We start from the raw sequence: 12,440 nt of genomic DNA on the forward strand, positions 1-12,440 counted from the left end.
CCTTTTTTTTTGTGCTTTATTGTAAATACTTAATTAGTGAATCGTATCTGGCTTGATTTCTGGAAGCTCTTGAAAACGTTCCATCTCTTGCTGGATATTAAACTCATCTGAAGGAACAAAACCTTTTGTTACGAGTACAAGACCACAAAAAATAAGTACAAGCCCTAATGACTTTTTTACTTTAAATATTCTACGTGGTGTCAAGTAACGCTTAAGCTGTTTTGCAAGTACTATTTTACCAATGTCTGTAATAAGATAAGCACCTATCATTCCTATAAAGAAGCCTAGTAAACGGTCACCATCATTCTCTACCGTAGGACCTACAATTATTAAGATTCCTAACCAGAAAACAAGTACCCCTATATTTATAAAATTGAGTAAAAATCCTTTTACAAAGAGTTGTACGTAACCACCTTTCTTAATTTTTGCTCTGTTAGGATCAAGTGCATCGCGCGTAGGTTTTTTAAGATAAATGGTGAGTCCGTACACGATTAATATCGCTCCTCCAAAAACATAAAGACCTGGCTGGTTACTTAGATTTTCGAGTAGTTGATAACTACTTAAGTAAGCAACTACAATAAAAACAATATCTGCAATAATAACACCTATATCAAAGGTAAGTGCAGCTCTAAAACCTTTGGTAGCCGCCGTTTCTAGTAACACAAAAAATACAGGGCCTATCAAGAACGCTAAGAAAAATCCTAGAGGTATAGCCGTGTGTAAATCTTGAAACATATAGAAAGTGCTTTACACAAAGTTAGACAAAAGCATACAGTAAAAAGAAAAGGATGCCTACGTATGTAAACATCCTTTGTATATATCTATTGATTAATAATTTAAAGTGCTTTCAAACCTGTTATAGAAGATTGCCCTAAAAATATAATGGCTTACATTATTTTAATACGTCCTCCAAAAGTACGACGACGCTTCACCTCTGCTGGATTACCATAGATTACAATATCTCCACCTGCTCTTATCGTTAGATCTGCTAGTTTACTTGCATAAGCTTCTACTTCTCCTCCTGCTTGTACAAATATCTCGGCTGTTTCTGTTTCTAGATCTCTACCTTCATAGATGCCTCCTGTGTTCACTTTTACCTTTTGTAGGGTTGCTTGACCACTTGCTTCAATTATACCTCCTGTAACGGCTCTTAAATGCGCTTCTTTTACAAGTAATCCTACTTTTACACGAGCACCTTCTTGCATTTTAATCTCAATCTTGTCTTGTTCTATGAGCTCATTTGAGGTTATTACAGCTCCTTCATTTCCATCTATTACTTGCAGGTTGTTGTAATGCACATGTACAAAGGTTTTGTTTCCGTCAAAAATGAGATCAAGATCCATTTTGATTTTTAAGGTTCCATCCTTGTTTACTACTTGTACCTGGCTTACATCTTCTCCCGTAATAATCACTTTATTTTCGGTAGACTTTACAAGGTTTACTACAATGCGATCATACACTTTTACTTCTGTAAAATCTCCTACGTCTTTTGTAACTGGATTTTGAGCAAATGCTGTTGCTGTAATTACTAGCGCTACTATGGTATATATAAATTTCATATTCATTGTTTTTGTTTGATATAGAGACCATACAATTACTAGATTGTTACAGTTTACAGCTTAATGCCTCTTCCCTTTCCATGTTCCACCATAGGTGTAACCTTCTTTATTACGATGTTTATCGCAACATGTTTCACATATAAACACCCACTCTTTGGCGTGGTTTAACCGCGCTCTAAAAGCTACAGTTATTTCTTTCTTACAAGTATGACAGATCTTTGTTTTAATATCAAATTGTTTTAAAACAGCTCTTTGTGGAATGTGTTACGCTTTCGCGAAAGCGTATTTAAAAATCTATCTTCTTCTCAATTCAAATAAATCTTTACGACGATCTCTTAGGTTCTTTACAGCTCCAAACTGATTGAGGTTACGTAATAAGTCTATATCGCAATCTGCAATAAGAATCATCTCTGTGTTAGGTGTAGCCTCTGCCTTAATCCCGTTTGCTGGAAATGAAAAGTCACAAGGAGTAAACACCATAGACTGTGCATACTGGATGTCCATGTTATGCACCTTAGGCAAGTTACCCACACTGCCTGCTATTGCCACATAACATTCATTCTCAATAGCTCTTGCTTGTGCACAGTTACGCACACGAGAGTATCCGTTTTGAGTATCTGTTAGAAAAGGAACAAAAAGAATATCCATACCATCGTCGGCAAGAATTCTACTTAGTTCTGGAAACTCAGAATCATAGCAAATAAGGATTCCTATTTTACCACAGTCTGTATCAAACGAGTGTAATTTATTACCTCCTTGCATTCCCCATACTTTTGCCTCATCTGGAGTTACATGAAGTTTTTCATAACGCTCTGTACTTCCATCTCTACGACATAAATAACCTACGTTGTATAGTAAATCATCTACCACTTCTGGCATACTGCCTGTAATGATATTGATGTTATAAGATATTGCTAACTGTGAAAAACGATTTTTAATCTCCTCTGTATGTTTTGCAAGTTCACGTATAGCTTCTGAAACTGGTAGATGGTTATTTTCTGCCATAAGCGGCGCGTTAAAGAACTCTGGAAAAAGTGCAAAATCTGATCGATAACCAGATACTGCATCTACAAAGTACTCTGCTTGCTGCATGAGTTCTTCAAGATCTTTATACAAACGCATTTGCCACTGTATTAAGCCAAGTCTTACTACCTTCTTTTGTGTAGCTGCAACAACAGATTTTTTCTCATAGTAGATGTTATTCCACTCTAGAAGTACGGCAAACTCACCTGAGTCTTCATCACCAGGTAGGTATCCTTTTAAAATCTTAGCTGGGTGAAAATCATTATTAATCTGGAAGTTTAATACCGGATCGTGGATTTCTTTACGCTTTACCTTCTCAATATATTCCTTAGGAGTTACAGAATCTGCGTGTTTGTGGTAGTTAGGAATACGACCTCCAAAAAGAATTCCCTTCAAGTTTTGCTCCTCACAAAGTTCTTTACGATAATCGTATAATCTTCTTCCTAGACGTAAACCTCTGTATTCTGTTTTAATAAAAACATCGATACCGTATAGAATATCTCCATCTGGCTTATGTGTATTAAATGTGTAGTTACCTGTGATTTCTTCATAGGTATGTACACTGTCAAAAGTAGACTCATTGAGTTTTATAGAAAGCGCACAACCTGCAAGTTTTCCATCAATTTTAATTACTACTTGACCTTCTGGAAACTTATTGATAAGTGCAGTGATTTGTTTCTCATTCCAGTACATGTCTGGCATATTAGAATATGCCTGTATCATTGCATTTTTAAGTTCTTCGTAATCGTTGAGCGTAAGATATTTAAGCTCGATATTTTCTATGGATGTTGACATGTAGTATGGTTAAGAAGAGCGATTTTTAATTCTTCTATAAGATCACAAAATTAGTGCGCTTTTTCTTAATAAATTGCTAAACTTTTAAGAATAATTAATAGCATAAAAAAACCATCACACTTTATGATAGTGTGATGGTTTAAACTTTAATATAAGTGATAAGTTACCTACTGATGCAATCCTTCCTTTACACCCACAAGTGTAAAATCAAGATGCTTCTTCACTAGATCTGCTTCTTTTACTTTTACAATTACTTCATCTCCTAGTGTAATTTGATTACCAGATTTTTGTCCTATTACAGAGTAGCTATCTTGGTCAAATTCATAGTGATCACCTTTAATATCTCTTAAGCGCACCATTCCTTCACATTTGTTTGAGATAATCTCTACATAGATTCCCCATTCTGTAACTCCAGAAATAACACCTACAAACTCTTCATCCTTATGATCTTGCATGAACTTAACTTGCATATACTTGATGCTATCTCGTTCTGAACTTGTAGCTAGCTGCTCCATTTGTGAAGAGTGCTTACATTTTTGTTCATACTCTTCTTCACTAGCAGATTTACCACCATCAAGATAATGCTGTAATAATCTATGCACCATTACATCTGGATAACGACGTATAGGCGATGTAAAGTGACTGTAATAATCAAACGCAAGACCGTAGTGGCCTATATTATCTGTAGAGTATACTGCCTTACTCATGGTGCGTATAGCAAGTGTATCTACCATGTTTTGCTCCTTCTTCCCTTGTACATCTGTAAGAAGTTGGTTTAAAGAAGAGGTCGTAGTCTTACGATCTTTTAAGTCTAATTTATAACCAAACTTGCCTATTACTTTTTCAAGAGATGCTAGTTTTTCATCATTAGGCTCATCGTGTATTCTGTATACAAATGTCTTTTTAGGAGCTTGCTTTCCTATAAATTCAGATACTTTTCTGTTTGCCAGTAGCATAAACTCTTCAATGAGTTTGTTTGCATCTTTAGAGGTTTTAAAATAAACACCCTCTGGATTCATGTCATCATCAAGCTTGAATTTTACTTCTACTTTATCAAAAGAAATAGCTCCATCTTTCATGCGCTGGCGACGCATAATCTTAGCAATTCTATCCATTTCTAATGTTGCTTCTACAAGCTCATCAGATACTTTGTAGGCTTCTCCAGTAAGAGAAACTTCGGCTGGGATGAGGTTTGATCTGCTTTCTATAATTGCCTGTGCTTCTTCATATGCAAAGCGGGCATCACTATAAGTTACCGTACGTCCGTACCAAGAATCTACTATTTTTCCAGAGTCTGCTTTCATTTCAAACACTGCAGAGAATGTATACTTCTCTTCATGAGGTCTTAATGAGCAAGCGCCATTACTCAATATTTCTGGTAACATAGGTACTACCCTATCTACAAGATATACTGATGTTGCACGCTCATAAGCTTCATCATCTAGTATCGTTCCCGGTACGAGATAATGACTTACATCTGCAATGTGAATTCCTATTTCATAATTACCATTCTCAAGTTTTTGAAAACTTAATGCATCATCAAAATCTTTTGCATCCTTAGGATCTATAGTATAAGTGAGTACATCACGCATGTCGCGACGTTTTGCAATTTCTTCTGCTTTTATAGACGTATCTATCTTATTTGCAAACTCTTCTACCTCTTCTGGAAACTCATATGGAAGTCCATATTGAGCAAGGATAGAATGTATTTCTGTATTGTGCTCTCCTGGTTTTCCTAAGACCTTTGTAATTCTTCCAAAGGGAGAATCTGCCTTATCTGGCCAGTCTTCTATAGTTACCACCACCTTATCACCATCTTCTGCCTTGCCCAGCTTTTTAAGCGGTACAAAAACATCAGTGTACATCTTGTTTGACTCAGAAGTAAGTACAAAAGCAAACTTCTTTTGAAGTTTTACTACGCCTACAAACTCTTCAGTTTTGCGCTTAATTATTTTTGTAATCTCTCCTTCATGCTTCTTGCTACGGCGCTGGCGGTAAATATATACCTCTACTTCGTCACCATTTAAAGCTTTATTTAAGTGATGCGGCGGTACATAAATGTCTTGTTCTAGATCATCTACCATCACATAACCTCCACCTTTTCCAGATACATCTAGAATTCCGGTGTGGTAATTTTTATTTGAAGCAATCTTAAACTGGCCGCGTTCTTCTTCTATAATCTGCTCTTTGGCCTTAAGTTGCTGTAAGTGTTTGATAATTTGGTTGCGGCTGGATGGATCGTCTACATCAAGTTTGGCCGCTATTTGTTTGTAATTGTAGGTTTTTTGGTGATCGTCTTTTAATATTCTAACGATTCTTTCTGAGAGGTTTGATATTTTTCCTGGTCCTCTCCTTCTCTTCTTGCTATTCATCTATTTTATTTCTGTCACAAAATTAGTCCTAAAAAGCTCAACTATAGCTTTTATGTTAAAAATTTAAGGTTTAGTAACGTTTTGTATACTTTAATTTGTTTTTATACGCTTTCGCGAAAGCGTACTTTAAAGATATAATATCTAATGCAACTCTTATACCGTTTTTATACAGTCTCACAACCCTAACAAGATCTATACTAAAGTTTAACACTCTAATTTTAACAAAATATTAGTATTATCTTAATAAAATCTTAATTTTGCTGTAACGTTTTGATTTTTATTACGTCTTTAAGTAGATGACAACTATGAATACCTCCAAATTAATACATAAAAACACAATCTTGCTCCTTGCTATATTCTTAGTAGGAGTAATCGTTGCTGTGGTATATATCAATGCAGCTTTTGAAGAGGAAACAAATAGCCGTCATACAGCAGCACCTGCTACAACCAAAACAGTTTCTTACCACTCGTAAATCTCATTTAAGCTTTTCTTTTAAAACGAATCCTTCTTCTTTTTTATAAGACATAGAAGTATATACTCATGTCTTCATCTTTCTAGCAAATTTCTTTTCAAGTATACAGAAAGTCAAGTACTCCGTTTTTTAAAATAAATCACTTCAGGATTATCAAAAGTAGTCACTCTCTTTTTTCAATCAATTGACTAAAGAGAGCTTTCATTTTACAGAATTCAATTTTTAAAATTTTAGATGTTATTCACATATATATATATATCATTTGTTTTCTTTTAAAATTTTAAAAAATAATGATGCTTATTATATACTGTGAATAGCGGTATAACTTTTAAGAAGGAATATTGTAAATATCACTTTTTGATAGTTGTTCACACCTTGTCATACAGTTGTTAGATTGTTTTTCTACTGAAAACATGAGGTTTATGAATCACTGTTAACAAATGTTGATAACCATAGATTATTACAAATTGCTCATAAGTCTAGTTATCAACTTATCAAAAATCGGCTCTTTTTATGCTTATAAAATTGATCACTATTAAGCAAAGAAAAATTTGGTTCGTGTACCCTAAGTCTAGTATTGTTTTTTTAATCTTAATCTGCAAGTAGAGTTATCATTTACCGTCAAAAGTTATTGACAAACGCTATCAACAGGTATTCAAGGGTTATTAACAATAGTCTATTATTAGAACATTTAATCCCTAATTAGTATAATTCACTATGTAAATGTTTAGTTAAATAACTACATATTAGTCACTTAACGTTATTAACAATTGTCGTGCTTTATACCATAATGTAGTTAAGAGCTATCACTCACCTTATTGTTCATATAAGAAGGATATCACGTTACTACTTATTTATAAAACGAGAATGCTATTCCTTAACTTTGATGTGTAAAACAAACGTACTATGAAAATCTCTATAGGTAACGACCACGCAGGAACCAGTTATAAGAATCTTATTGTAAATTTTTTAAAAGAAGCTGGACATACCGTTAATAACTACGGTACAAACGATGATGGAAGTGTTGATTATCCAGACTTTGGACACCCTGTTGCTAGCGATGTAGAAAAGGGTGAGGCAGATTTTGGGATTGTAATTTGTGGTAGTGGTAACGGTATTGCCATGACTGTTAATAAACATCAAGGTGTAAGAGCAGCACTATGCTGGATTAAGGAAATTGCAGTGCTTGCACGTGAGCATAACAATGCAAATGTAATAGCAATTCCTGCCAGATATACCTCAAAAAATCAAGCATTAGACATGGTTAAAGCCTTTCTCGCAACAGATTTTGAAGGCGGACGCCACCAAAGACGCGTAGATAAGATAGCTTGTAAATAATTCTAAAAAATTCGCTGCGCGATATACATATGGAAGAAGCTGCCATTCAATTTATTATAAAGAAGTACGAGTTTATAAGTAGAGACGAGTTATACGCCATACTACAGCTCAGATCTGAGGTTTTTGTTGTAGAACAAGATTGTGTGTACCAAGATATAGATGGTAAGGATGACAAAGCCGTACACGTTCTAGGTTATAAAGATGATGAGCTCATTGCTTACACGCGTATTTTCAAACCGGGTGCTTACTTTGAACAAGCTAGTATAGGCCGTGTTATTGTAAAAGAAAACCAGCGTAAGTTCAAGTACGGCTATGATCTTATGAACGCATCTATAGAAGCCGTGCATAAATACTACGATGAGCGCATTATAAAAATATCTGCACAGAAGTACTTAAAAAGCTTTTACAATAACCTAGGTTTTAAAGAACAAGGAGCAGAATATCTAGAAGATGGGATTCCTCACATTGTGATGATAAGAACATAAAATTAACGTGTAATTATTGAGATAATTATATGGTTGAGTTATGCTTTCGCGAAAGCGTAAGACGTTTAATAAAAAGCTATAATGATGACTCTCAAATCTTTTGAAACAGAGCGATTATTACTCATACCTACTACAGTAGATGACGCTCCATTATTTCTTGAATTACTCAATATGCCTAAATGGCTTGAGTTTATAGGCGATAGAAATGTACACAATCTTATAGAGGCTCAAACGTATATCAAAACAAAAGTGCTTCCACAGTACGAACGTCTTAGTTATGGCAATTATACGGTTATTAGAAAGGCTGATAACGAAAAATTAGGCTGCTGTGGTCTCTATGACAGAGAAGGTCTAGATAGTGTAGATATAGGTTTTTCTTTTTTAGGGAAATTTGAAGGAAACGGATATGCATATGAAGCTGCAACTTGTTTAAAAAAAGCCGCCTTTAATACATTTAAGATACCAAATTTAGGAGCCATCACCATGGAAAGTAACATCGCCTCCCGAAAATTACTAGAAAAAATAGGACTTAGTTTTACAAAAAACATACAGCTAGAAAGCGAAGAACTGATGTATTATGAGCTTGAAAATGAAGGACTGTAATAACTAATTCTTAGCCTTTACCTTCTTGATATAAGTCACATAAATTTCCACACGCTTATCATCTGCCGGGTCACCACCTAGTGGAAACCTACTCCCGAAACCTTGATAACGCATGCGTTTTTTTGCAACTCCTTGACCTGCGAGATAATCATAAATGAACTTTGCTCTTGCTTCAGAGAGATTGCGCTTGCCTGTTTTAAGATTGATACCATCGCGACCATGATCTACACAACACACATGACCTTGAATCTTAAATATGATTTCTGGATGTCCTTTTAAGTATTTGGCTAGCTTTTTTAAATCATTGTATGACTTCCCGTGTATGTAGCTATAGTTGGTTTTAAACAGGATGTTTTTAAGCAAAATACGATCTCCTTTGGCTATCGTGTCTTCTTCGTAGTTTTTATAGCGATCTATTTTGGTCGTGATTTCTTCAGCCACTTCTACTTCTTCTGGAGTAGTCTTGCGGGCTTGTTTTAGAGAAACGATAATCTCTACTTTTCGATTAAGTTTACGTTGTATCTCGCTTCCCGCATCATCTAATCTGGTGAGTAAAAGCTCTCCCTTTCCATCAGAATTTTTGATAATTGTGTCTGCAACACCTTGCAACATAAAAATGTCCTTAATGGTATTTGCGCGATCTTGCGAGAGACGTTTATTATAGGCATCTGTGCCACGATCATCACAATAGCCATAAATAGATATATCTTCTATTTTATCCTTAGGCAGCGATGCGATAAAGCGATTCAAAGACGCTAACTCCGTTTTAATAAGCGCCGATTTATCGGTATCAAAAAAGGTTTCATGAGTGCGATCTACTTGCGCACTTGCAGAAAGTACACAGAGGTAACATGCAATATGTAACGCAAGGAACTTAATAATTTAAAATCTTACTATAGCGCTTACTATCATTAAGTACAGTAGTCGCTTCTTTAATTTCTGTATTGTTAATAAGCTGGTATTCATACAGTCCATCACGATAGAAATATCGTTTTACAATCTCATCAATCAGTAAATTTTGAATCTCCTCTTGACGCTCATCTATTGCTTTCTCTTTAGCTTGTGCAATAGCATTGTCTAGTTGTGAGTATGCAGCTTGTACTTCTTTTTTAAGATCATCCTTCTCTGCTTGAAGAAGCGCTTTTGCAAATGCTTTTTCAGTCTCGGTCTCATAGTTGAAACCTGTACGTGTCAAGAAGTTTTTAAAATCATTAAAATCTGCTTGAGACCATGAGAATTCGCTCATATCGCTGTACTGATGCTTGTAATAATAATCTGTAGCATATTCAAAAATGGCGTTATCCTTGAGTAGCGCCGTAGTTACGGGACTAAGCTTTGCAGATGATACTTGAATGTCTGGTAGTACACCACCACCATCAAAAACCTTACGGCCGTTCTTAGTTTTAAACTCGTTATAATCTTCAGAATTCGTACGCACGGCATTACCATCATTATCACGATTCCAGTAGTCTAATGCTTGTATACAACGTCCAGAAGGCGTGTAATAGCGAGATATTGTAATCTTTACAGAAGTTCCATACGTAAGTGGCTTAGGACGCTGTACAAGGCCTTTCCCAAAGGTTCTAGCACCCACTACCACTGCCCTATCATAATCTTGTAAACCGCCTGATACAATCTCAGATGCAGAGGCAGATCTACCGTTTACGAGCACCACTAGTGGTATTTCAATATCCACTGGTTCTTGCTGGGTTACATAGGTTTTATTATACTTTTTTACAACAGACTTTGTCGTAGTAATAAGTGAGCCCTTAGGTAAAAAGAGATTACAGATATTGATAGCTTCACTTAGTAACCCACCACCATTACCACGTAGATCTAGAATGATTTTTTTTGCCCCATCCGTCTTTAAACTTACGAGTGCATCCTTCACTTGGCTTGATGCTTTTTTACTAAAAGTAGTAAGTACGATATACCCAGTATCTCCATCAATTAATTTTGAAAACGGAACCGCATCAATCTCTACAGAAGAGCGTTTTATCGTAGTGGTATTCGTTTTTCCTTGACGTTCATAAGTGATTATTACTTCACTGTTAGGAGCTCCTTTTAATAAATCTCCAGCATCTCCGTCCATATCTGCAACGGTGATATCTCCTATTTTAAGGATATTGTCACCCGCTTTTAATCCTGCTTTATCTGCTGGATATCCTTTGCGAGGCTCAACAATGGTCATTTTATTAGCTACATTTCTTACCGTTGCTCCTATTCCAGAGTAATCTCCAGAGCGATTAATTTTGGCGTCCTCAACCTCTTGCTCAGTCCAGTATTTAGTATAAGGATCAAGATCTGCAAGCATCCCTTCTATCGCACTATCCATCAATTCTGCAGGGTTAGTCTCATCTACATAATTCATGTTAAGCTCCTTAAAAAGCTCTGTAAAAATTTCGATTTGCTTTGCAATTTCAAAAAAGTCACTTTTAAAACTTACCGTTCCTATACCAATCGCAACCGCAATGATGGGGATGAATATTTTCTTTTTCATAATCTTTTATATCTGTAGTAGACCGTAGTTGTGAGTATAACGCTTTCGCGAAAGTGTACGTATATTATTTACTTTTCTTTTTTATCCAGCGACGCACAAAAAACGTGCTTACACTTAACAAGATAAGAAATGGCCAAAGATGCAACAAACCTAAAAAGAATACCGAAACACCGTTCCAGCCACTTTTAAGGGCATTCATCATTTTTGAGCCATAGGAGTTTGTGACCTTAGTCGCCACCTCGTTCTTATAAAAATGGATGTGTAGAGTGCTTAGTGAGACTTGGCTTTGTAGGTATTTAAGTCTTCCTTGTTTTGCTTCTATTTCTTCTCTTATTTCTGCAAGTTCGCCTTCTATCTCTAGCATTTCTTTGACATTTTTTGCCTTAGATAGTAAGTTAATGTAACGATCTTCTAGCGCTCGCTTTGCCTTAAGGCGGGCGTTGAGGTCTACAAATTCTTCGGTAACGTCTTTTTGAGAGATGGTCTTTTCATCAAAATATACGACACCTTTTGAAATCTCGTCAAGTGCCATCTGGAAGTTACGAGTAGGAACACGTACGGTAAGATTTTGAAAAACACCGCCGTAACTTTCTTTACCAGAATTATCATTCTGTATATATCCTTCAGTCTTTTTAATAATATTGAGAATATGTGCATGGGTGGCCGCCATATTCGGAGTTTCAAAACGTAGATTTCCTGTTTTGATAATTTTTTGTGCAGTGGCTTGAGTATCTGGAGCAGTTTCTTCAAGTACTATTTCATCAAGCTCCATATCGTCATAAGCCTCGTAAGCTAGTCCTGGTTCGCTGGTGCTAGAAGTACCTTTATTAGCATTCTCACATGAAAGAATAAGTAAAAAACTAAGAAGTAGTAGGAGCTGTCGCATCGTTAAAACGTTTTATAAGTTTGACCATTGCCTTATGAAGAACTGCTTGCGGGACTTCCTCTTGGCCTGTATATAAAATAAGCATCGCAAATGTCGTGCCTTTTGTATCTATAAGGTCTTTATGTAAACGATATGACTCTCGCATTAAACGTTTTATGCGATTACGAGAAACAGCCAACTTAAAATTACGTTTGGATACAGAGACTCCAGCTTGTACCATGTAAGCATCAGTAGATAGTGGGGTCTCTATATAAACCATCCTAAGCGGAAAAGACTTGACAGACCTTCCCTCAATAAAAAGGGTGTCTATCAGTTTTTTAGACTTTAATTTTTCGGCTTTTGGGTAGGTATGTGGCATTGCTGGCAAAGATAGTAGAATTGAAATAGGTTGTGTGGTAGTATTACG

At 35.8% G+C, this 12,440-nt stretch carries 12 protein-coding genes; 4 read left to right on the plus strand and 8 right to left on the minus strand.

Annotation, left to right across the window (positions count from 1 at the left end; all coding sequences use genetic code 11):
• Positions 1-33: 33 nt before the first annotated feature.
• The 4 genes from JM84_RS02435 to rnr form a co-directional block, all read right to left on the minus strand.
• Positions 34-735, minus strand: coding sequence for a LysE family translocator (locus JM84_RS02435; RefSeq protein WP_013750654.1), 702 nt, complete (start codon positions 733-735; stop codon positions 34-36).
• A gap of 152 nt (positions 736-887) precedes the next feature.
• Positions 888-1,559 (minus strand): head GIN domain-containing protein, encoded by a 672-nt coding sequence (locus JM84_RS02440; RefSeq protein WP_041295636.1) that lies wholly within the window; start codon positions 1,557-1,559, stop codon positions 888-890.
• Between the two features lie 294 nt (positions 1,560-1,853).
• On the minus strand, positions 1,854-3,377 hold the full coding sequence (locus JM84_RS02445) for a carbon-nitrogen hydrolase family protein (protein ID WP_013750652.1): 1,524 nt from the start codon (positions 3,375-3,377) through the stop codon (positions 1,854-1,856).
• A gap of 167 nt (positions 3,378-3,544) precedes the next feature.
• Positions 3,545-5,749, minus strand: a complete 2,205-nt coding sequence (gene rnr / locus JM84_RS02450) for a ribonuclease R (RefSeq protein WP_013750651.1) — start codon at positions 5,747-5,749, stop codon at positions 3,545-3,547.
• Between the two features lie 305 nt (positions 5,750-6,054).
• On the opposite strand from rnr, the gene JM84_RS15340 reads away from it, so the two are divergent.
• The 4 genes from JM84_RS15340 to JM84_RS02465 all read left to right on the plus strand — a co-directional run bounded on the left by JM84_RS15340 (position 6,055) and on the right by JM84_RS02465 (position 8,648).
• Entirely contained in the window at positions 6,055-6,222 is a 168-nt protein-coding gene (locus JM84_RS15340; RefSeq protein ID WP_158307000.1) for a hypothetical protein, read from the plus strand.
• 906 nt (positions 6,223-7,128) lie between these two features.
• Complete coding sequence (gene rpiB, locus JM84_RS02455; protein ID WP_144782569.1) at positions 7,129-7,560, plus strand: ribose 5-phosphate isomerase B; 432 nt, start codon at positions 7,129-7,131, stop codon at positions 7,558-7,560.
• Positions 7,561-7,589: 29 nt separating this feature from the next.
• The gene (locus JM84_RS02460; RefSeq protein ID WP_144782571.1) at positions 7,590-8,045 is read left to right on the plus strand and encodes a GNAT family N-acetyltransferase; all 456 of its coding nucleotides are present in this window, start codon (positions 7,590-7,592) and stop codon (positions 8,043-8,045) included.
• Positions 8,046-8,126: 81 nt separating this feature from the next.
• Positions 8,127-8,648, plus strand: coding sequence for a GNAT family N-acetyltransferase (locus JM84_RS02465; RefSeq protein ID WP_144782573.1), 522 nt, complete (start codon positions 8,127-8,129; stop codon positions 8,646-8,648).
• Between the two features lie 3 nt (positions 8,649-8,651).
• Here JM84_RS02465 and JM84_RS02470 read toward each other — a convergent pair whose 3' ends face one another.
• The 4 genes from JM84_RS02470 to rnpA form a co-directional block, all read right to left on the minus strand.
• Positions 8,652-9,530, minus strand: a complete 879-nt coding sequence (locus JM84_RS02470; protein ID WP_315897945.1) for an OmpA family protein — start codon at positions 9,528-9,530, stop codon at positions 8,652-8,654.
• Entirely contained in the window at positions 9,523-11,148 is a 1,626-nt protein-coding gene (locus JM84_RS02475; protein WP_013750645.1) for a S41 family peptidase, read from the minus strand. Before JM84_RS02475 ends, JM84_RS02470 begins: the two co-directional genes overlap by 8 nt.
• Positions 11,149-11,212: 64 nt before the next feature.
• Positions 11,213-12,034 carry a DUF4349 domain-containing protein gene (locus JM84_RS02480; RefSeq protein WP_013750644.1) on the minus strand — a complete coding sequence of 274 codons (822 nt, stop codon included), beginning with the start codon at positions 12,032-12,034 and terminating at the stop codon, positions 11,213-11,215.
• Entirely contained in the window at positions 12,009-12,392 is a 384-nt protein-coding gene (rnpA, locus tag JM84_RS02485; protein ID WP_013750643.1) for a ribonuclease P protein component, read from the minus strand. The genes JM84_RS02480 and rnpA overlap by 26 nt, the downstream gene beginning before the upstream one ends.
• Between the last annotated feature and the right edge of the window lie 48 nt (positions 12,393-12,440).

The sequence above is a fragment of the Dokdonia sp. Hel_I_63 genome (assembly GCF_007827285.1).
In the GTDB taxonomy this organism is placed as follows: Bacteria; Bacteroidota; Bacteroidia; order Flavobacteriales; family Flavobacteriaceae; genus Dokdonia.